Annotated in this window: 17 protein-coding genes and 1 other RNA gene; 10 read left to right on the forward strand and 8 right to left on the reverse strand. The window is 68.4% G+C overall.

The window, feature by feature from the left end; genetic code table 11:
* Positions 1 to 149 precede the first annotated feature (149 nt).
* The 4 genes from DOM66_RS08335 (at position 150) to DOM66_RS08350 (ending at position 5,141) form a co-directional block, all read left to right on the forward strand.
* Positions 150 to 1,289: a glycosyltransferase family 9 protein gene (locus tag DOM66_RS08335; RefSeq protein ID WP_110673685.1), complete on the forward strand. Its 1,140-nt coding sequence runs from the start codon at positions 150 to 152 to the stop codon at positions 1,287 to 1,289.
* Positions 1,286 to 2,716, forward strand: a complete 1,431-nt coding sequence (hldE, locus tag DOM66_RS08340; RefSeq protein WP_110689846.1) for a bifunctional D-glycero-beta-D-manno-heptose-7-phosphate kinase/D-glycero-beta-D-manno-heptose 1-phosphate adenylyltransferase HldE — start codon at positions 1,286 to 1,288, stop codon at positions 2,714 to 2,716. Before DOM66_RS08335 ends, hldE begins: the two co-directional genes overlap by 4 nt.
* A 6-nt stretch (positions 2,717 to 2,722) precedes the next feature.
* Positions 2,723 to 4,006, forward strand: a complete 1,284-nt coding sequence (gene waaA, locus DOM66_RS08345; RefSeq protein ID WP_110689847.1) for a lipid IV(A) 3-deoxy-D-manno-octulosonic acid transferase — start codon at positions 2,723 to 2,725, stop codon at positions 4,004 to 4,006.
* A gap of 100 nt (positions 4,007 to 4,106) precedes the next feature.
* On the forward strand, positions 4,107 to 5,141 hold the full coding sequence (locus DOM66_RS08350; RefSeq protein WP_110689848.1) for a glycosyl transferase family 90: 1,035 nt from the start codon (positions 4,107 to 4,109) through the stop codon (positions 5,139 to 5,141).
* Here DOM66_RS08350 and DOM66_RS08355 read toward each other — a convergent pair.
* On the reverse strand, positions 5,051 to 5,992 hold the full coding sequence (locus DOM66_RS08355) for a histone deacetylase family protein (RefSeq protein ID WP_245392398.1): 942 nt from the start codon (positions 5,990 to 5,992) through the stop codon (positions 5,051 to 5,053). The two genes, DOM66_RS08350 and DOM66_RS08355, sit on opposite strands and share 91 nt — an antisense overlap.
* A gap of 80 nt (positions 5,993 to 6,072) precedes the next feature.
* Here DOM66_RS08355 and DOM66_RS08360 point away from each other — a divergent pair, with 80 nt between their 5' ends.
* Positions 6,073 to 7,068: a 2-hydroxyacid dehydrogenase gene (locus DOM66_RS08360; RefSeq protein ID WP_110689850.1), complete on the forward strand. Its 996-nt coding sequence runs from the start codon at positions 6,073 to 6,075 to the stop codon at positions 7,066 to 7,068.
* A 7-nt stretch (positions 7,069 to 7,075) separates the two neighbouring features.
* Here the strand turns inward: DOM66_RS08360 and rpiA are convergent, their stop codons facing one another.
* Complete coding sequence (gene rpiA / locus DOM66_RS08365) at positions 7,076 to 7,747, reverse strand: ribose-5-phosphate isomerase RpiA (protein WP_110689851.1); 672 nt, start codon at positions 7,745 to 7,747, stop codon at positions 7,076 to 7,078.
* A gap of 198 nt (positions 7,748 to 7,945) precedes the next feature.
* On the opposite strand from rpiA, the gene ilvA reads away from it, so the two are divergent.
* Positions 7,946 to 9,481 (forward strand): threonine ammonia-lyase, biosynthetic, encoded by a 1,536-nt coding sequence (ilvA, locus tag DOM66_RS08370; protein WP_280951028.1) that lies wholly within the window; start codon positions 7,946 to 7,948, stop codon positions 9,479 to 9,481.
* A gap of 545 nt (positions 9,482 to 10,026) precedes the next feature.
* On the opposite strand, the gene DOM66_RS08375 is transcribed toward ilvA, so the two are convergent.
* From DOM66_RS08375 to DOM66_RS08385, 3 genes are all read right to left on the reverse strand, one after another.
* Positions 10,027 to 10,617: a 5-formyltetrahydrofolate cyclo-ligase gene (locus DOM66_RS08375; protein WP_232825104.1), complete on the reverse strand. Its 591-nt coding sequence runs from the start codon at positions 10,615 to 10,617 to the stop codon at positions 10,027 to 10,029.
* Between the two features lie 93 nt (positions 10,618 to 10,710).
* Positions 10,711 to 10,896, reverse strand: a non-coding RNA gene (gene ssrS, locus DOM66_RS08380) — 6S RNA.
* 62 nt (positions 10,897 to 10,958) lie between these two features.
* Complete coding sequence (locus tag DOM66_RS08385; RefSeq protein ID WP_110673678.1) at positions 10,959 to 11,276, reverse strand: cell division protein ZapA; 318 nt, start codon at positions 11,274 to 11,276, stop codon at positions 10,959 to 10,961.
* A gap of 224 nt (positions 11,277 to 11,500) precedes the next feature.
* On the opposite strand from DOM66_RS08385, the gene DOM66_RS08390 reads away from it, so the two are divergent.
* From DOM66_RS08390 to DOM66_RS08405, 4 genes are all read left to right on the forward strand, one after another.
* Entirely contained in the window at positions 11,501 to 12,118 is a 618-nt protein-coding gene (locus DOM66_RS08390; RefSeq protein WP_110689852.1) for a UPF0149 family protein, read from the forward strand.
* Positions 12,119 to 12,205: 87 nt separating this feature from the next.
* A complete protein-coding gene (gene pepP / locus DOM66_RS08395; protein WP_245392399.1) occupies positions 12,206 to 13,549 on the forward strand; it encodes a Xaa-Pro aminopeptidase in 1,344 nt (447 codons plus the stop codon).
* 46 nt (positions 13,550 to 13,595) lie between these two features.
* On the forward strand, positions 13,596 to 14,825 hold the full coding sequence (gene ubiH, locus DOM66_RS08400; protein ID WP_110689854.1) for a 2-octaprenyl-6-methoxyphenyl hydroxylase: 1,230 nt from the start codon (positions 13,596 to 13,598) through the stop codon (positions 14,823 to 14,825).
* Positions 14,826 to 14,997: 172 nt separating this feature from the next.
* Complete coding sequence (locus DOM66_RS08405; protein WP_110673674.1) at positions 14,998 to 16,242, forward strand: UbiH/UbiF/VisC/COQ6 family ubiquinone biosynthesis hydroxylase; 1,245 nt, start codon at positions 14,998 to 15,000, stop codon at positions 16,240 to 16,242.
* Positions 16,243 to 16,329: 87 nt separating this feature from the next.
* On the opposite strand, the gene DOM66_RS08410 is transcribed toward DOM66_RS08405, so the two are convergent.
* The 3 genes from DOM66_RS08410 to gpmI all read right to left on the reverse strand — a co-directional run bounded on the left by DOM66_RS08410 (position 16,330) and on the right by gpmI (position 20,621).
* Entirely contained in the window at positions 16,330 to 17,688 is a 1,359-nt protein-coding gene (locus DOM66_RS08410; RefSeq protein ID WP_110673673.1) for a S41 family peptidase, read from the reverse strand.
* 161 nt (positions 17,689 to 17,849) lie between these two features.
* Positions 17,850 to 18,998 carry a murein hydrolase activator EnvC family protein gene (locus DOM66_RS08415; RefSeq protein WP_232825077.1) on the reverse strand — a complete coding sequence of 383 codons (1,149 nt, stop codon included), beginning with the start codon at positions 18,996 to 18,998 and terminating at the stop codon, positions 17,850 to 17,852.
* A gap of 48 nt (positions 18,999 to 19,046) precedes the next feature.
* The gene (gene gpmI / locus DOM66_RS08420; RefSeq protein ID WP_110689855.1) at positions 19,047 to 20,621 is read right to left on the reverse strand and encodes a 2,3-bisphosphoglycerate-independent phosphoglycerate mutase; all 1,575 of its coding nucleotides are present in this window, start codon (positions 20,619 to 20,621) and stop codon (positions 19,047 to 19,049) included.
* Between the last annotated feature and the right edge of the window lie 348 nt (positions 20,622 to 20,969).

Below are 20,969 nucleotides of genomic sequence, written 5' to 3' on the forward strand. Positions count from 1 at the left end.
TTGCATCGATTGCTAGAGTCGCTCGTGTCGCTGCTCTTGAGCTAGCCCTCACCGAAGCAATGCTGTTAGTGCAAGGACCGGCGGCTATGTCTTGCACGGTGGCTTTCGCTAGAATGTACGCTTTACCTAGCGGGAAGTCAGTCGACCACATGAAACACTCCCTCCCGGCACATCCTCGCCATATCGCCATTCTGCGCCTGTCGGCGCTGGGCGATGTGTGCAATCTGGTGCCCACGGTGCGTGCCCTGCAGCGCCAGTGGCCGGATGCGCGTATCACCTGGATCGTGGGCAAGACCGAGCACGCGCTGCTCGAGGGGCTCTCTGGTGTCGAGTTCGTGGTCTACGACAAGGCTACCGGCTTCGGCGGCATGCGCCAGATCTGGCGCCAACTGCGCGGCACGCGCTTCGACGTGTTGCTGCACATGCAGCAGGCGCTGCGAGCCAGCGCGCTGTCGCTGGGGCTTGAGTGTGACCTGCGCGTGGGCTACGACAAGGCGCGGGCCAAGGATTGGCAGCACTGGTTCACCCAGCGCCAGCTGGCGCCGCACCCGCGCGCCCACGTACTCGAATCGTTCATGGATTTCGCCCGTCTGCTGGGGGTCGAGGACACCTCGCTCGACTGGTCGCTGCCGATCCCCGACGCCGCCTATATCGAGGCCGCCCGCCTCAGCGGTGAAGCGCCCTATCTGGTGATCAGCCCTTGCGCCAATCCGCGGCTGCGCAATTTCCGCAACTGGTCGGCCGAAGGCTATGCCGCGGTGATCGCGCATGCCTGGGAGCGCCACGGCCTGGTCAGCGTGTTGAGCGGCGGCGGCAGCCCCCAGGAGCGCGAGATGGGCGAGCAGATTCGGCGTCTCTGCCCGCAGGTCGAGATCGTCGATGCGATTGGGCGTACCTCGCTCAAGGGACTCCTGGCGCTGCTCGATCGCGCCCGTGCCGTGATCGCGCCGGACTCCGGCCCGGTGCACATGGCCAACGCCTTGGGTACACCGACGCTGGGGCTCTACGCCACCACCAACCCGGATCGCGCCGCACCTTACTGCTGGCGTCGCCATGTGGTCGACCGCTATCCCGATGCGCTGGCGCACTATCTGCACCAGACTCCGGAGTCGGTGAACTGGGGCACCCGCGTGCGTCATGCCGATGCCATGAGCCTGATCACCCTCGATGACGTGGTTGGTCAACTGGATCGGCTGCTGGCGGAGACCGCGATGAATCGGGATGATGGCGGGATTCACCGGCCTGAGGATGGGCCGGCGACCCAGGACGACAGGGAGCCCAACGCATGAAAGTCGATCTTTCCCAGCTCGAGCACGCCCGTCTGCTGGTGGTCGGTGACGTGATGCTCGACCGCTACTGGCATGGCGGCACGTCGCGCATTTCGCCCGAGGCGCCGGTGCCGGTGGTCAAGGTGGAGGAGGCCGATGATCGCCCGGGCGGCGCGGCCAACGTGGCGCTCAATATCGCGGCATTGGGCGGGCGGGCGAGTCTCGCCGGCGTGGTCGGCGATGACGACAACGCCGAGCGTCTCGAGCGCGCGCTGGATGCCGCCAATGTGAGCACTCACTTCCAGCGTAGCCCCGAGGTGCCGACGATCACCAAGCTGCGGGTGATGAGCCGTAACCAGCAACTGATCCGTCTCGATTTCGAGAGCTCGCTGTGGAACGTCGATACCGCACCGCTCGGCGCCCAGGTCGAGCAGGCGCTGACCGAGGCCGACGTGGTGATTCTCTCCGACTACGGCAAGGGCAGCCTCAACCGGGTCGAGCAGTTGATCGCCACGGCACGGGCGGCGGGCAAGCGTGTGCTGGTGGACCCCAAGGGCGGCGACTTCACCCGCTACCGCGGCGCCAGCGTGATCACCCCCAATCTGGGCGAGTTCGAGGCGATCGTCGGCCCCTGCGCCAGTGATGCCGAGCTGGCCGAGAAGGGCGAGCGGCTGCGCGCCGAACTGGCGCTGGAAGCGCTGCTGGTGACCCGCAGCGAGCGTGGCATGACGCTGATCCGCGAGGGGTACGCGCCGCTGCATCTGCCGACCCATGCGCGGGAGGTCTACGACGTCACCGGGGCCGGCGACACCGTGATCGGCGTGCTGGGGCTGGCCCTGGCCGCCGGGCATGGTTTCGGCGAGGCGGTGATGCTGGCCAATCTGGCCGCCGGCCTGGTAGTGGCCAAGCCCGGCACCGCGGTGCTCTCGGTGGCCGAGCTCTACACCGCACTGCACGGCGACAAGCTGGCCGAATTCGGCGTGATCGCCGAAGCTCCCCTGATCGCAGCGGTGCGGGCAGCCCAGGCGCGTGGCGAGAAGGTGGTGATGACCAACGGCTGCTTCGACATTCTCCACGCCGGCCACGTGGCTTACCTGGAGCAGGCGCGCAAGCTCGGTGACCGGCTGATCGTAGCGGTCAACGACGACGCTTCGGTGGCCCGGCTCAAGGGGCCCAAGCGACCGATCAACACCCTGGCGAGACGCGCCCAGGTGCTGGCTGGGCTGGCCGCGGTCGACTGGGTGGTGGGCTTTGCCGAGGACACACCGGCGCGGCTGATCGAGGCGGTGCTGCCCGACCTGCTGGTCAAGGGCGGCGACTACCTGCCCGAGCAGATCGCCGGCGGTGCGGCGGTGGTCGCCAACGGCGGCGAGGTACGCGTGTTGGGGTTCGAGGATGGCGTCTCGACCACCACCATGATCGATACCATTCTCGACCGCGAGCGTTGAGCGGCGATGTCTCCCCGGCTGGCACGGCGGCTCTACTCGCTGCTGCTCTATCTGCTCGCACCGTTGATCTGGTGGCGGGTGTGGCGTGAGTGGCTGCCCACTCACCCGCGTCGCGAGCGGCTCGGCTACGTGCCCGCGGTGGGCGTTCACCGCTGTCTCTGGCTGCATGCGGCCTCGGTCGGCGAGGTGGTCACCGCCACCCCGCTGATTCGCGCCCTGCTCGATGACTATCCCGATCACGCCCTGATCGTCACCACCATGACCGCCACCGGGGCCCGGCAGCTGCAGCAGACCTTCGGCGACCGCGTGCGCCACCACTTCCTGCCGCTCGATTTCCCCGGTGCGACCCGGCGCTTCGTCGCGCGTATCAATCCGCGCCTGGCGATCATCGCCGAGACCGAGCTGTGGCCCAATCTGTTGGCGGCCTGTTACCGCCGCGGCGTGCCGGTGGCGGTGGCCAACGCGCGCCTCAGTCCAGGCGCCTTCCGGCTCTATCGGCGTCTCGGCGCGCTGTGTCGCGGCATGCTCGCGCCGCTCGACTGGGTCGGGGCTAAGTCGCAAAGCGATGCCGAGCGCTTCCGGGCCCTTGGTGCGCGTCCCGAGGCGGTGGCGATGACCGGTGCGCTCAAGTTCGATCTCAATGTCGACGAGAGCGTGCTGGCGGCCAGCCGGCGCCTGCGCCAGCGCTGGGGGCCGCGACCGGTCTGGATCGCTGGTTCCACCCACCCGGGCGAGGATGAGCAGGTGCTCGCCGCCCATGCCCAGGTGCGGCGCCATCTTCCCGAGGCGCTGCTGATCCTGGTGCCGCGTCATCCCCAGCGCTTCGAGGCCGTGGCCGAGCTGTGCGAGGCCGCCGGCGAGCGCCTGGTGCGGCTCAGTGCCGGCGCCCGGGTGGATGCCGAGACCACGCTGCTGCTGGGCGACACCATGGGCGATCTGATCAAGCTCTACGGTTGCGCCGATGTCGCTTTCGTCGGCGGCTCGCTGGTGACGGTCGGCGGCCACAACCTGCTCGAGCCCGCTGCCCTTGGCGTGGCGGTGGTGAGCGGGCCCCACCTCGACAACCTGCGTGAGATCGCCGACACCCTGGCCGAGCACGAGGCGCGCTGTGAAGTCGCCGATGGCGAGGCCCTGGGACAGGCGGTGGCGGTGCTGCTCGACGATGCCCCGCGGCGCGAGCGGCTGGGTGCTGCCGGCCGCCAGGTGGTCGCTGCCAACCGTGGTGCGCTCGCCGCTACGCGCCGGCGTCTCGCCGCCTACCTGACGGATACCGCCAGCAACAATTCTTGACGGCCATCGCGGGAATATTGCGCGGTGATGCTTGTCAGACGCTTGTCATGTCTGAAACCAACAATCGTCCCTGAACAAGAATCTTTGCCGGTGACCGCCGATGGATATCCGCTTCAAGAGCCGCAAGCTGCGCTTCTACAGCGCTGGTGCCGCGCGTCTGCTGATCCCCGATGCGTACTATCGTCGGCGTCTGGCGCAGTGGCTGGATGGCCTCTCCGAGCCGACGTGGCAGCGGCTCGCCTCACGCGTCGACTACTACAACCGCCTGGGGGAGGCGTTCGACCCCAGCGAGGGTGCGGTCGCCGTCGGTGACTTCCACTACGAGCGGCGTGGCGCCTACTATCTCGACGCCAAGCAGATCGTGCGCCACTTCGCGCCGCAGCATTGCTTCGATTACCGTTTCGGCGACGTCACCTGGGTGCCGGAGCGGCCCACGCTGGTCAAGAGCCGCCCGATCTGTCGCGCCACGCCGCCCAGCAATGCCAACGGGGTGCTGCTCAAGCTCAACAGCGTGCGTCATTTCCAGTTCGTCGATGACCGCCTGGCGTTTCGCGACAAGCGTTCGGGCGTGGTGTGGCGGGGCAAGTGTTTCCATGCGCATCGCGCCGCGGTGCTGCGGGAGTTCTGCGACCATCCACGCATGGATATCGGCCAGAGCAACCCCAAACGCCGCCATCAACGCGACTATCGGCCCTATCTGTCGATCCGTGAACAGCTGCGCTATCGCTACGTGCTGAGCCTCGAAGGCAAGGACGTGGCGACCAACCTCAAGTGGATTCTCGCCTCCAACTCCCTCTGCTTCATGCCGCCGCCGCGCTTCGAGACCTGGTTCATGGAGGGCACGCTCGAACCCTACGTGCACTATGTGCCGCTGGCGGAGGACTGCAGCGACATGGAAGCCCAGATGGCCTATTACGATGCCCACCCCGCCGAGGCCGAGGCGATCGTGCGCCGGGCCAACGCCCATGTTGCGCAGTTTCGCGACCCGCGCCAGGAGCTGCTGCTGGGGCTTTTGGTGATGCACAAGTATCTGGTGCTCTCGGGTCAGCTGGATCCCGCGAGCTCGAGGGTGGCCAGCCCGGCCTGGAACAGCTGGGCGTGCCGTCCGGCGAGTGCATTCAGGTCACGGTCGTAACCGCCACCGATCACCCCCGCCACGGGGATGCCTGCACGGCGACAGCGGGTGAGTACCAGGCGATCCCGCGCCAACAGACCCGCGTCGCTCAGACACAGATGCCCCAGGCGATCGTCGGTATGTACGTCGACCCCGGCGTCGTAGAGCACGCACTGCGGCGCGAACTGGGTGAGAGCCTGCTCGAGCGCTGCGCTCAATGCGGCGAGATAGGCGCCGTCGCCGGTGCCACGCGGCAGGGCCAGGTCGTGGTCGCTGCACTGCTTGGTGAAGGGGAAATTGTCGGCGCCGTGGAGCGAGAGGGTGAACACCCGTGATTCGTGGCGGAAGATCCAGGCCGTGCCGTCGCCCTGGTGCACGTCGCAGTCGACGATCAGCACACGTTCCAGACCGTGCACCGTGAGCAGATGACGTGCAGCGACCGCCAGGTCGTTGAGCAGACAGTAGCCGCTGGCGCGATCCGGGTAGGCGTGATGGGTGCCGCCGGGGGTGTTCAGGGCCAGACCCTCGCGCAGCGCCGCCTCCACCGTGGCCAGCGTGCCGCCGACCTCGAGCAGGGTGCGCGTCACCAGCGCCGGTGACCAGGGGAAGCCGCTGGGCGTGCGCCGCGACGGGCTGGTGTCGCCCAGGGCGAAGCGTTGCAGGTACTCCGGGGTGTGCACCCGCAGCAGCGAGTCGCTGGCTGCCGGGCCGGGGGTGAGCCAGCGTACCGCCGGGTGATGGTCGAAACCCTGTGCCGTCAGGTGTTCGCGCAGCACGCGGAACTTGGCCATGGGGAAAGGATGACGCTCTGGCCAGACGCAGCTGTAGCCCGGGTGATGGATGAGCGGCAGCGGGGCGAGAGGCCGGGTCACGGGTTGCGGCGTCCTGTCACTGGTGAGGCCATGGGGATCGATTACGATAGGGGCTCTTCGATTGCCGTGCGAGCGTTGCCATGCGAGTCACCGTCTACAGTGCCCAGCCCTACGACCGTCGTTTTCTCGACGCGGTCGGCGCCACCCAGTTTGCCGATGCCGGGATCGAGTGGCACTACCAGTCCGTCGCGCTGACCCGGCAGACGGTGGCGCTGGCGGCGGGCAGCGACGCGGTCTGCGTGTTCGTCAACGACGCCCTCGAAGCGGCCGTGCTCGAAGCCCTGGCCGCCCAGGGCGTGGGTGCCGTGGTGCTGCGCTGCGCCGGCTTCAACAACGTCGATCTGGTGGCCGCACGAAGACTCGGTATGTTCGTGGCGCGGGTGCCGGCCTACTCGCCGGAGGCGGTGGCCGAACACGCGCTGGCCATGATCATGACCCTCAACCGCAAGACCCACCGCGCCTACAACCGGGTGCGCGAGGGCAATTTCGCCCTCGACGGGCTGCTCGGGGTGACCCTGCACGGCAAGACCGCAGGCGTGGTCGGCAGCGGGCGCATCGGCCTGGCCATGGCGCGTATCCTGCACGGGCTGGGCTGCGAGGTGCTGGGTTACGATCCCGCCCCTGCGGCCGCCTTCGAGGCCTACGGCGAGAGCGTGCCGCTGGCGGCACTGCTGGCGCGTTCGGATATCGTCTCGCTGCACTGCCCGCTGAACGAGGCGACCCACCACCTGATCGACGCCGCCGCGCTGGACGGCATGAAGCCCGGTGCCATGCTGGTCAATACTTCGCGCGGGGCGCTGATCGATACCCCGGCGGTGATCGCCGCGCTGAAGTCGCGCCAGCTCGGCGCGCTGGCGATCGATGTCTACGAGCAGGAGAGCGAGCTGTTCTTCCGCGACCACTCGGCGGAGATCATCGAAGACGACGTCTTCGCCCGGCTGGCCAGCTTCCCCAATGTGCTGATCACCGGCCACCAGGGCTTCTTCACCGCCGAGGCGCTGGACGAGATCGCACAGGTCACCTGCGCCAATCTGGTCGCCTATGACCGCGATCTGGAGTGTCCCAATCGGCTCTGACTCGGTCTCAGCGGGTGAAGCGCTCCACCCCCGCGGCGGCGCCGAGCAGCAGCACGTCGGCCGGGCGCTTGGCGAACAGGCCGTTGGTGACCACGCCGACGATGGCATCGAGGGCCGCTTCCATCGCTTCCGGATCGTCGAACAGCTTGTCGTAGCCATCCAGAATGCGGTTGCCGTTGTCGGTCAGCACGCCGTCGCGGTAGACCGGCGTGATGCCGAGCTTGACCATCTCACGGGCGACGTAGGAGCGCGCCATGGGAATCACCTCGACCGGAAGCGGGAAGCCGCCGAGCACCTCGACCCGCTTGCTGGTATCGGCGATGCAGACGAAGCGCTCGGCGCAGGCGGCGACGATCTTCTCGCGGGTGAGCGCAGCACCGCCGCCCTTGATCATGCGCAGGCGGCCATCGACTTCGTCGGCACCATCCACATAGACCGGCACCGTGCCCACGTGGTTGAGTTCGAGCACGTCGATCCCGTTGGCCTTCAGGCGCTGCGCACTGGCCTCCGAGCTGGCCACGGCACCGCGAAAATCGTGGCGCCGTGCGGCGAGCAGGTCGATGAAGTGGTTGGCGGTGGAGCCGGTACCGATGCCGATCACCGCATCCGGCGTCAGCAGGCTATCGATGTCTTCGAGCGCCGCGGCGGCCACCGCGCGTTTGAGGTCGTCCTGGGTCATGTCGGCTCTGGCAGGCTGGCAAAAGAGAGCCGCCAGTATAGAGCAAGCCGCCTGCGCTGCCGATGGCGCTGACGCGCGGGGCGGGCATCTGTTAACGCTGGACGCTCGGGGCTGGCGTCTGTTAACAATGTCGATCCGCCACGTTCATCGCCGCCGCCGGGCTCTCCGCGGCGCGCTCAGGCAGCCACCCGTGGTGCGATACGCCAGGACACCTCAATGCTACTCGAAGACATCGTCAAGAAGATCCTCCAGGCCCGCGTCTACGAAGCGGCCCGGGAGACCCCCATTTCGCCCATGCCCTCGCTCTCGCGCCGTTTCGGCAATCGCATTCTGATCAAGCGCGAAGATCTGCAGCCGGTGTTCTCGTTCAAGATTCGCGGTGCCTACAACAAGATGGCGCAGCTCGACGAGACCCAGAAGGAGAAGGGTGTGATCGCCGCCTCGGCCGGTAATCACGCCCAGGGGCTGGCGATGGCGGCGCGCCAGATGGGTGTCAAGGCGGTGATCGTGATGCCCCGGGTGACACCCGAGATCAAGGTGGCCGCGGTGCGTGGCTGGGGCGCCAAGGTGGTACTCAAGGGAGACGCCTTCGGCGAGGCGCTGGCACACGCCAAGACGCTGATCGCCGAGCACGGCTACACCTATATTCCGCCCTATGACGACAACGACGTCATTGCCGGTCAGGGCACCGTGGCGATGGAGATCCTGCGCCAGCACTCCGGGCCGCTGGATGCGGTATTCGTGCCGGTGGGTGGCGGCGGGCTGCTGGCCGGGGTCGCTGCCTACATCAAGTATCTGCGCCCGGAGGTCAAGGTCTACGGCGTCGAGGCGGAGGATTCGGCCTGTCTCAAGGCGGCGCTGGAGGCCGGCGAACGGGTGGTGCTGGATCAGGTCGGCGTGTTCGCCGAGGGGGTGGCGGTGGCCCAGATCGGCGAGGCGCCGTTCGAGATCCTGCGCCACACCGTGGATGGCGTCATTACCGTCAACACCGACGAGATGTGCGCCGCGGTCAAGGACACCTTCGATGACACCCGCGCGGTCGCAGAGACTTCCGGGGCGCTGTCGCTGGCCGGGCTCAAGAAGTACGTGCAGCAGACCCAGGTGCGCGACCAGTCGCTGTTATGCATCAACTCCGGCGCCAACATCAATTTCGACCGGCTCCAGCATATCGCCGAGCGCACCGAACTCGGCGAGCAGCGCGAGGCGATTCTGGCGGTCGAGATCCCCGAGCGCCCGGGCAGCTTCAAGCAGTTCTGTCGCGCCATCGGGCGGCGTATGGTGACCGAGTTCAACTACCGCTACGCCGATGACGACCGCGCCCATATCTTCGTCGGTGTGCAGGTCAAGCCGGGTGGCGAGGATCGCGCCGAGGTGATCCAAAAGCTGCGCGACGCGGACTATCCGGTCGAGGATCTCACCGATAACGAACTGGCCAAGCTGCATATTCGCCACCTCGGCGGCGGCCGGCCCAAGGTCGATTTCTCGGAGGAGGTCTATCGCTTCGAGTTCCCCGAGCGTCCCGGTGCGCTGATGAACTTCCTGACCCATCTACCCGCCGACTGGAATATCTCGCTGTTCCACTACCGCAACCATGGCGCCGCCTACGGTCGCGTGCTGGTCGGGCTGCAGATGCCCAACGGTGACCGGGCCCACGCCGAGGAGCACTTCGATCGGATTGGCTACCGCTACTGGAAAGAGACCGACAATACCGCCTATCGGCTGTTCATGGCCTGAACGTCCCCGCGCGGTCCTGTTGCCTTCGCCATCGCTCACGCCGCGGGTCTCTGCATGAGGCCAGCGGCGTTTTCACGACGATGAAATAGCCTCTTTTTCGGGGTTAATTCGGGCTAAACCTTTTTCGGTAACAACCGATAATCTTCAGTAACGAAAAAGGGGGGTAGTCTGCCTGGCAAGCGTCTTGTCAAGCTTTTAGCCTGACCCTATAGTCGTGCGCGTCGCCGCGGGGGCGGAGACCGAACCGAATCTCTGGGAGTCGAAATGAAACGCAAGCCCGACCTGGTCATGGCACTGGTACTGATTTTCGGCGTGGGTGTGGTTGCGACGGGGTATGCGCAGACGCTGCTCGGCGCTTGAGGCTATATCAATACGGTAATACGGCGGGCACACCCGCGGGTCGTGCGCTCGCCGGTAGTAGCTGGTAGTAGCTGGTAGTAGATAGACCAGATCGACTCGATACACCCGATCAGTGATCGCCCGCCGGAGGGCACTGATCGCACGACGGCCGGTAGCGACTTGCGCGCTACCGGCCGTCGCCGTTTCTACCCTTGGTGCGGCTGCGGGCGGAGCACCTCGCGGTCGCTGACGATCGCATTCAGCGGTACGTCCCAGGCGGCCACGGGCAGCGCCGTCACCCGCTGGCAGGCGTGGGCCAGGCCGATCAGTCGTGGCGCCGGGCGGCGCAGGCGGGTGAAGGCGAAGGTGCGGTCGTAGAAGCCGCCGCCCATGCCGATACGCTCACCGGCCCCATCGTATCCCACCAGTGGCATCAGCACGGTATCGAGCGCCCAGGCCGGCAGCCGTCGTTGGCGTCTGGCACCGAAGCGGGTGTGTGGCTCGGCGATGCCGAAGCGGTTGCGGCGCATGCGTGTGTCGCTGTCGTAGCGCACGAACCACAGTCGGTTCTCGACCAGCGGGCGCAGCACCGGCAGGTAGACCTCGGCGCCACGCCGTCGCAGCCAGGCGATCAGCGGGGTGGGGTCGATTTCACCATCGTTGGGCAGATAGAGCGCCACACGGCGGGCGCGCTGGAGCTCCGGCAGCCGGCGCAGGCGCCGACACAGCGCGCGCGAGGCGATGCGCTGCTGGTGCGGGCTCAGCGCCCGGCGCGCACGGCGCAGGTCGCGCCGCAGGCGACGCCGATCGCCCGAGAGGGCAAGCGCGGTGGGTCCGTCAGCGGTGGACCCGTCATCGAGAGCGCTGGTGATCGACGTCGAAGACAAGAAGAGTTCCCCAGAGTGCCGCTGTCGTTCTGGCCCTTGAACCCATTGGTTCAAGGTGGGTGGCCGCAGGCAGGCCGTTAGGCTTTCCGTCGCGCGGACATGCACACGGGCCTGCCTAGCTATTGGCCCCCTGGGTACTGCGCATAGGCTCGAGGGACTTGTAACGACTGGCGCACACCCCAGGGAACGACTCTATCGTAGCAGAGGGGGCGGCGTTGCCCAATCGCAATCGCCGCCGGCGGGCTGGCGGCTCAACGGGAGGCGTTCGCCGTGTCGGTGCCGATACCGCTCAGGGCGCGCTCCAGGCGTTCACCCAGCTCGCTCAAGTTCTGCTCGCCGGCGCGGTTGGCATCCAGCGCGCTGAGCAGCTCGTGGGTGATGTTGAGCGCCGCCATGATCGCGATCTTCTCTGCGCCCAGCACCTTGCCGCGGGAGTGGATGCCATGCATGGCGCGATCGAGGTAGCGCGCGGCGCGCTTCAACTGCTCCTGCTCTTCCGGCGGGCAGGCGATCACGTAGGGTTTGCCCAAAAGGGTCACTTCGGTGGTCGGGCGAGACGTGTCGCTCATGGTTCGCTCCGGGGTGGGCCTTGAAGACCGATCGGGTAAAATGGGGGGATTCGCGGCGCCAGCGGCTATGCTGATGGCCGCCGGCGACGACGCTGGGGCTGCGGTCGCAGGCGCCGCTGGCCCTCGGCCGCCGCGATTGATCAGTCACTATAGAGAGCCGCCCACACCCGGTCAACGCGCTGCCGGCGCGGGCCGCAGGGCGGCCCGCCACCACGGATGCCGACATGTCGATCATCAACGAGCAACTCGATTTCTCCACCGTCGCCAATGTATTCCTGGCCCATGGCAGCCTGCAGTCACCGGCCTTCTTCGATGGGCGGCTGTGTGCCGAGCTGGCGCTCGAGGACCTGAGCGCCGAGCGCTGGCTGGAGGAGGTGAGCCTGGCGCTCAACGTCGAGCAGCCGGAGAGCCGCGAGGATGCCGACGTGCTGCTGGGCTGGCGGCGCCAGACCCTGGACGCGCTGGCCGCGGCAGAGCTCAACTTCGAGCCGCTGCTGCCCGACGAGTTGTTCTCGCTGGGCGAGCGTGCCCAGGGGCTCAAGGAGTGGGTGCAGGGCTTCACCGAAGTGGTCAACGAAGTCGATGGCGAGACCTACGAACGCTGGTCGAGCCCACTGCGAGAAGCGCTCGAGGATCTCGGCCAGCTGGCGGCGATCGAGGTCGAGATCGATGACGACCCGGAGAACGAGAACGATCTGTTCGCCCTCACCGAGCACGCGCGCATGGCAGCGATGCTGCTGTATACCGAGCAGCACCCCGGCCAGCCCCAGGTCGAGCAGAGCGAACAGGGCAGCTCGGCTGGCGCGGACACCACTGACGACGACTCGCAGACGCTGCACTGAGCCGCCCGCACGATCGCCACCCTGTACGATCGCAACACCGCACATGGAGAGAGCATGCCGACAGCCGCTGGTTTGACACAAGATGCCGTGACGACAGAGGACCTGCGCCCCGGGCCCGCCCCGATCACCCAGGAGGAGTATGCCGCCCGGCGCGAGCGCCTGATGGCCGAGCTGCCGCAGGACTCGGCGGTGCTGTTGCCCGGCGCCGTGCTCAAGACCCGCAATCACGACAGCGACTACGCCTTCCGCCAGCACAGCGACTTCCACTACCTGTGCGGTTTTCCCGAGCCGGATGCCTTGCTGGTGCTGCTGCCCGGCCGCGAGGCCGGTGAGTCGCTGCTGTTCTGCCAGGAGAAGGACCCCGAGAAAGAGGCCTGGACCGGCATCCGTATCGGCCCCGAGGGTGCGGTGCGCGACTACGGCATGGATCAGGCCTTCGACAATGCCAGTCGCGGCGATCTGGCCGATCTGCTGGAGGGGCGGCGCACGCTCTACCTGCCGCTGGCGGATACCCATGCCATGGCCCTGGCCGACGGCATCCGCGCCCGGCTGCAGGCGCGCGCGCGGCGCGGCGCGGCGGCCCCGAGCGGCTTCGTCGATGTCAGCGCGCTGATCCACGAGCTGCGCCTGACCAAGAGCGAGAGTGAGCTGGCGCTGATGCGCCATGCCGCCGAGATCAGCGCCCAGGCCCACTGCCGCGCCATGCGCGACAGCCGCCCGGGACGCTTCGAGTATCAGCTGCAGGCGTCGATCGAGCACGAGTTCGCCTGGCACGGCGCCCGCTCGCCCGCCTACGGCACCATCGTCGGCGGCGGCATCAACGCCTGTGTGCTGCACTATGTGGAGAATGACGCCCGGCTGGCCGACGGCGACCTGGTGTTGATCGATGCGGGTGCCGAGTTCGATCTCTACGCCGGCGACATCACCCGCACCTTTCCGGTCAACGGCCGCTTCAGCCAGGCCCAGCGCGCGCTCTACGACGTCGTCCTGGCGGCGGAGGCGCGCGCCGTGGCCGCGGTCGCACCGGGCACCACCCTGGACGCGATCCACGACGGCGTGGTGCGTGATCTCACCGCCGGGCTGCTGGCGCTGGGGCTGCTCGAGGGCGAACTCGACGCGTGCATCGAGACCAAGGCCTACCGACGCTTCTATCTCCACTCCACCTCGCACTGGCTGGGGCTGGATGTGCACGATGTCGGCAGCTACCGGGTCGATGGCGAGCCGCGCGCACTCGAGCCGGGCATGGTGCTGACCATCGAGCCGGGGCTCTACATCCCCGACGCCGAGGATATCCCCGCGGCCTATCGCGGCATCGGCATCCGCATCGAGGATGACGTGGTGGTGACCGCCGACGGTGGCGAGGTACTGACCGCCGGCGTGCCCAAGGCGGCCGACGAGATCGAAGCGCTGATGGCGGCGGCCCGGGCGTGAACAAGATGCCGGGGATCATTGGCCGGTGCGGAGGAGACGAGTGCCCATGAGTGAAGCGACGCAACCGGCGCAGGTCGATGTGGCGATCATCGGCGGCGGCCTGGTCGGCGCCAGTCTGGCCTGCGCGCTGGGCGAGCTGGCCCGCGAGCAGGGGCTGCGCATCGCCATCGTCGAGGCCCAGCCGCTGCCCGCCACCGATGCGGATCGTCCGCAGCCGAGTTTCGACGTGCGTGCCAGCGCCATCGCCTATGGCTCACGGCGCCATTTCGAACGTCTGGCGCTGTGGTCGGCGGCGGAGGGTGAGGGCATGGCGGCGCAGGCCGCGCCGATCCGCCATATCCACATCAGCGAGCGTGGCCGGCTGGGGGTGACCCGGCTGCACGCCGAGGACGTCGGCGCCGAGGCCCTGGGCTATGTGATTCCCAACGCCTGGATGGGCCGGGTGCTGCACCGCCGGCTCGCCGAGCTGCCACTCGACTGGCACTGTCCGGCCCGGGTCGAGGCGCTCGATGCCACGTCCGCCGGCTATCGGCTGACCCTGGACGACGGCCAGGTGGTGGAAGCCGGGCTGACCGTACTCGCTGATGGTGGCCGCTCCGGCCTCAAGGAGCGCCTGGGGATCGAGAGCGAGCACCACGCCTATGGCCAGAGTGCGCTGATCGCCACGGTCGAGACCAGCCGGGCGCATCAGGGCTGGGCCTTCGAGCGCTTCAGTGCCGACGGGCCGATCGCGCTGCTGCCGCTGTCGGGGCGGCGCATGACACTGGTGTGGACCTTCGAGCAGGGCGCCGAGCAGGCCGCGCTGGCGCTCTCCGATGATGCCTTCCTGGCGCGTCTGCAGCACGCCTTCGGCGACCGGGCCGGGCGCTTCCAGCGGGTCGGCCAGCGCCATGCCTATCCGCTGTCGCTGGTCACCGCGCGCGAGACGATTCGCCCCGGCCTGGCGGTGCTCGGCAACGCCGCCCATGCGCTGCACCCGGTGGCAGGGCAGGGCTTCAACCTGGCCCTGCGCGGGGTGATGGACCTGGCTGCCGAGATCAAAGGTGCCCTGGCCGAAGGGCGCGCCCCGGGGGACGCCAGCATGCTGGCGGCGTTCGAGGCGCGGCGCAGCGCCGACTATCGCCAGATCGTGCGCTTCAGTGATGGTCTGATCCGGCTGTTCGGCCTGACACATCCGCTGATGGGCCAGGCTCGCGGGCTCGGGCTCGGGGGGCTCAACGCCCTGGGGCCGCTCAAGCGGATGGTGGCCAGGCGGGCCATGGGCATAGAGAGATGACGACGAGCAAGGGAAACGCTGCATCAATGCCTGCGCTAGCGAATCGCTGTGTTGCGTGGTACTCGAGCACTCGCTTGACCCCCTGTCATGTCCCGTGCTCTGTGTTCCATGCGCCTTGCGCTTCATCTCGCGCGTCGATGTATTCAGCGTTTCCCAAGACGGGAGATCCGACATGACACAGCCAACCAACGACGTGTTGATCGTCGGCGGCGGGATGGTGGGCGCCACGCTGGCGCTGCTGCTGGGCGAGGCCGGCTGGCGGGTCGCGCTGTTCGATGCCGCGCCGGCCGTCGAACGGGCGACGCCGCCGGGCGAGGGCGCGCCGGCCCTGCGGGTGAGCGCGTTGACCGCCGCTTCGCAGCGCCTGTTGGCGTCGCTCGGCGTCTGGCCCTGGGTCGCCGCCCGGCGCGTCGCGCCCTATCGGCGTATGCAGGTATGGGATGGCGAGGGCGGCGGCGAGATCCACTTCGATGCCGACGATGTCGGCGTCGAGGCGCTGGGACACATCGTCGAGAACGAACTGCTGGTCGCCGGGCTCGAGGCGCGGCTCGAAGCGCTGCCCCAGGTCACCTGCCTACGTGGCGTGCGCCTGACCGGCTACACCCGCGAGGCGGGGCAGGCGGTGGTCACGCTGGACACCGGCGAGCAGTGGCGCGCGCCGCTGGTGGTGGGGGCCGATGGGGCCCACTCGCCACTGCGTAACCTGGCGGGTATCGCGCTGACCGCCCGCGACACCGGCCAGGCGGCGGTGGTCACCAGCGTGCGCTGCGCGCATGGTCATGCCGGCACCGCGCGTCAGGTCTTTCTGCCCAGCGGCCCGCTGGCATTTCTGCCGCTGGCGATCGAGGGGGGCGATGCTCACTGCTCGATCGTCTGGTCGACCACGCCGACGGAGGCGCGCCGGCTCACCGCTTTGGGTGAGCGCGAGGATGGGCGCGCGGCGCTGGCCGAGGCGCTCGAACGGGCCGTCGACGGGCGTCTGGGGCGGCTCGAGGTGATCGACGCCGCGCCTCATTTTCCCATCGTGCAGCGTCATGCCAGCGACTATGTCGCCGAGGGTCTGGCGCTGATCGGCGATGCCGCCCACACCCTGCATCCGCTGGCCGGGCAGGGGGTCAATCTGGGCCTGATGGACGCCGCGGTACTGGCCGAGGAGTGGGTGCGTGCGCGGCAGCGCGGGGCCGAGCCCGGCGATCCGCGCATTCTGGCGCGCTATGCGCGGCGTCGGCGGGGAGAGAACGCGGCGATGCTCGCCGCCATGCAGGGCTTTCAGCGGCTCTTCGGCAGCCGTCAGCCGGCGCTGCGGCTGGCGCGCAACTGGGGGCTCTCCGGGGTCGACCGGCTGCCGCTGCTCAAGCGGCTGTTGATCCGTCAGGCCCTGGGCGAGTATGGCGACGTGCCGCAGCGGTGCCGGTGAGCGGTCGCCGCCGCTCCGCTCGCGACTTGACGCTCCCCCTCGCCGCTCTTCTCGTACGCCCGGACCGCCGCTAGGCCGGCGGTCGGCTCATTTGGCGTTGCCGCTCTCGCTGCTGCCAGGCGTGGCCGGCACGCGGGCCGAGTGAACCACGTTGAGTGCCTTGAGCAGATTGAGCGCTTCGCTCAACTGGTAGTCGTTGGCGGCGATGGGCGTATCCGGAGCGTTGCGCTGTGCGCTCGGGTTGGCGTTCTGCAGATGGCCGCGCAGGTCGGATTCCCGCAGCTGGAAGCCCGGGGTGGCGTCGACCTCCAGCCGGCCGCGCACCACACGCACGTCCGGGGTGATGCCCTCGGCCTGGATCGAACGCCCGCTGGGGGTGTAGTAACGCGCGGTGGTCAGCTTGAGGCCGTCGCCGTTGCCCAGCGGCAGCACCTGCTGCACCGACCCCTTGCCGAAACTCTGGGTGCCCATCAGCACTGCCCGCTGCTGGTCCTGCAGCGCGCCGGCGACGATCTCCGCCGCCGAGGCGCTGCCGCCGTTGATCAGCACCACCAGCGGCACGTCCGGCGCCAGGGTGGCGGGGTGGGCGGTGAAGCGCATGTCGTCGTCGACCAGCCGGCCCTGGGTGTAGACGATCAGCCCGCTGGAGAGGAACTGGTCGGCGACCTCGGTGGCGCTGGAGAGTACGCCGCCGGGGTTGTTGCGCAGGTCCAGCACCAGCCCCCTGAGCGGGCCCTTGGCGGTGAGCGATTGGAGTGCCGCACGGGTCTGGTCGCCGGTTCGGCTCTGGAACTGGCTGATGCGTAAATAGCCGTAGCCGGGTTCGAGCTCGCGCTGAGTGACGCTCTCCGACTGGATCGCCTCGCGTTTCAAATCGAAGGTGCGTGGCGCCTGCTCGTTGTCGCGCAGGATGGTCAACTGGATCTGGCTGCCGGGCTCGCCGCGCATCAGGTCGACCGCCTCCTGCAGCGTCAGATTGTCGGTGGGCGTGCCGTCGATGGCGACGATACGGTCGCCGGGCTGGATCCCCGCCTTGGCCGCCGGGGTGTCGTCGAGGGGCGAGATCACCGTGAGCTGGTCATCGCGCAGCCCGACCTCGATGCCGACGCCGCTGAACTCGCCCTCGGTGGTTTCACGCAGCGCCTCGAAGGCGTCGGCATCCAGATACTCCGAGTGCGGATCGAGCTGGCTCAGCATGCCGTGCATGGCGTTGCGCAGCAGGGTCTTGTCGTCGACCTCCTCGACATAGGCGCGCTTGATGCGTTCGAAGACCTCGGCGAAGGTCTGCACGTCCTTGACCGGCAGGTCATCGTCGGCGGGCTGGCGTGTCGCGGCCGGCTCGGCGGCCAGCGTCGCCCCGGGCGTGGCGAAGGCCAGGCCCAGCGCGCAGGCGACAGGAGCGAGCCGCAGGCGACGGGCCAGGGTGTTCGGACGGGTGGGTGTCATGCGGTCTCCGCGACTCGAGCTGGATGAGGGGCCGCTGGCGCCGGCGGGGGCTGCCACCCGGCGCGACGTGGGTGCGGCTGGCCGGATGATGGAACGGCGTTTGATAACCCCAGCATAGCGTCTCCCGGGGCGGATGTTAACGCGCGTGAGCCGGGGTGGGCTCAGCGCTTGGCCATCCAGCGGTTGGGATTGATCGGGTCGCCGTTCTGGCGCACCTCGAAGTAGAGCGCGGGGCGGGCCTGGCCGCCGGTATCGCCCACCGCGCCCACGGTCTGGCCGTTGGCCACCTGCTGGCCGGGGTTGACCGTGAACTGCTGCAGATGGGCGTAGAGCGTGAGCACGCCGTCGCCGTGGTCGAGGATCAGCAGGTTGCCGAAGCCGCGCATCCAGTTGGCGAACACCACGCGCCCGGCATGCACCGCCTTGACCGCGCTGCCGGCGGCGGCACCGATCAGCACGCCGTTGCGATTGACCCCGTCGCCATCGCCATAGCCCGAGAGCAGGCGACCCTGCACCGGCCACGGCAGGTCGCCGCGGGTCTTGCGGATGGCGGTGGAGGGCGGCGGCTGCTTGAGCTTGGCCAGCTCCTCCTGCATGCGATCGAGCAGTCGCTCGACGTGGGCGCGATCCTGATTGAGATCCTCCAGCCGCGACTGCTCGCTGGCGTAGCGCGAGTCGAGCTTGTCGACCAGTGTCTGGCGCTCGCGCAGGCTGGCGGCCAGGCGTTCACGCTGCTGATCGAGATCGCGCTGCACCTGATCGAGCCGCTGGCGGCGCTGGTCGATCGCGGCGAGGTTCTGGTCGAGCTGATGGTTGAGATCGCGCAGTGTGTCGAGGCGTGCCTGGCGCGCCTGCGAGATGGCGTTGAGATAGTGCTGCAGACGGTCGACCTCGGCAGGGTCGTCCTGATTGAGCAGCAGCTTGAGCTGCGGCGTGGTGCCGAGGCGGTAGAGAGCATCGAACTGCTGGGCCAGGGCCTGGCGCTGGCGGTGGCGCTCGGCGTCCAGGGTCTGGCGCTGGGCGGTGAGCGTGGCGACCTGTTCGTCGAGGTCGTGGCGCTCGTCCTGAAGCGTGTCCATCCGCTGGTGGGTGGCGCCGATCGCGGTCTCCACCGTCTCCAGCTGGCTCTGGGCGTCGCCGCGCGCCGCCTGGGTCTGCTTGAGCTTGCCCTGCAGCGCCTCGATGTCGGTGGCCAGGCTATCGAGACGCGCGCGCGCCTCCTGCGGGTTGGCCTGCCCCCACACCTGGCCGGCCAGCAGCAGGCTGCCGGCCAGCAGGATCACCCCCAGCCGCTGACCACCGCGCGTCACGAGCGCCGGGGTCCTGCGGTGTCACGTCGCGCTGCCGCCATGCCCGCTTCAGGCCCCCTTGATCAGCACGTGGCCGGTCATCTCCTCGGGGACCGGCTGGCGCAAGAGATGCAGCAGCGTCGGTGCGAGGTCGCACAGGCGGCCATCCGCCTGCAGCTCGGCCGAGTCGTGATCCCGAGGCACGTAGACCAGCGGCACCATGAAGGTGGTGTGAGCGGTGTGCGGATTGCCGGTCTCGGGATCGGTCATCAGCTCGGCGTTACCGTGGTCGGCGGTGACCAGGCACTCGCCGCCGGCCTTCTGGATCGCCTCGACCACTCGGCCGAGACAGACGTCGACCGCTTCCACCGCCTTGGTGGCGGCGTCGAGATCGCCGGTGTGCCCGACCATGTCGCCGTTGGCGTAGTTGCAGATGATCAGGTCGTACTTGCCGCTCTCGATCGCGCCGACCAGGGTGTCGGTCAGTTCAAAGGCGCTCATCTCCGGCTTCTCGTCGTAGGTCCTGACATCCTTGGGCGAGGGGATCAGCTCGCGATCCTCGCCGTCGAACGGCTCCTCGCGGCCACCGGAGAAGAAGAAGGTGACGTGGGCGTACTTCTCGGTCTCGGCGATGCGCAGTTGCTTGAGCCCATGGCTTGCGGCCACTTCGCCCAGGGTGTTGACCAGATCCTTGGGCGGGAAGGCGACCGGAGTGTCGATGTCATCGGCGTACTGGGTCAACATCACCAGCCCATCGCCCGCGAGGGTCAGCCGCTCGCCGCGGTCGAAACCATCGAAATCCGGATTGACGAAGGCGCGGGTCAGCTCGCGGGCGCGGTCGGCACGGAAGTTGAGGAACAGCGCGGCGTCACCCTTGGCAATGGCGAGCTTGTCACCGTTCGGGCGTACCGCGGTGGCGCTGACGAACTCGTCGGTCTCGCCGCGCTCGTAGGCCGCTTCCAGACCCGCCTCGGCGCTCTCGGCGACCTGCTCGGCCTCGCCGAAGGCGATCAGGCGGTAGGCTTGTTCGACCCGATCCCAGCGGTTGTCGCGGTCCATGGCGTAGTAGCGGCCCACCAGCGAGGCGACGAAGCCGTTGTCGCTGCCGACCAGCTCGGCGAGCTTGGCGTTGGCGCGCTCGATCGAGGCACCGGCGCTCTTGGGCGCGGTGTCGCGGCCATCGGTGAAGGCGTGCAGGTAGATGCGCTTGGCGCCGCGGGCGGCGGCGAGCTCGGCCACCGCCAGCAGGTGATCTTCGTGGCTATGCACGCCACCCGGCGAGAGCAGGCCCATCAGATGCACGGCACGGTCGTTGGCGACTGCGTCGTCGATCGGCGTGGTCAGGGCCGCGATCTGGCCCAGCTCGTCGTCCTCGATCGCCTTGGTGATCCGGGTGAAGTCCTGGTAGACGATGCGCCCGGCGCCGATGTTCATGTGGCCGACCTCGGAGTTGCCCATCTGCCCCTCGGGCAGACCGACATAGGGACCATCGGTGTGGATCAGGGTGTTGGGGTAGTCGCGCTTGAGCCGATCCATTACCGGCGTCCTGGCCCTGGCGACCGCATTGGCGGTGCTATCGTCGTTCTGGCCATAGCCGTCGAGAATCAAGAGCGCCACGGGGCGCGGCGTGGATGTCTCTGTCATGACAAGCCTCGGTAAAATCGGATGAACGGAAAACACTCAGGGCGACGATACGCAGGGCGGCGGGCACGGCCACGCCCCGGCCTCGCAGCATAGCGCACCCGCGGCATCGGGTCAGCCTGCGTGCGCCTCGTCTCGGCTGCCGCCTCGTGTATAATGGCCGGCGCCCGAAAACGGGCCGTGAGGAAAGCGCTGAATAGATCGCCGAACCCGCGGAAAGGCACGGCGCACGGCACGCACAGAACGAGACATGACACGGTGTCAGGCGAGTTCTCGCGTACCGCGCAGCGCAGCCATTCGCGCGTGCAGGCGTTTATGCAGTCATTTTTGAGTGTCAGCCAGCGTGGTGCT

It is taken from the genome of Salinicola endophyticus (assembly GCF_003206575.1).
In the GTDB taxonomy this organism is placed as follows: domain Bacteria; phylum Pseudomonadota; class Gammaproteobacteria; order Pseudomonadales; family Halomonadaceae; genus Salinicola; species Salinicola endophyticus.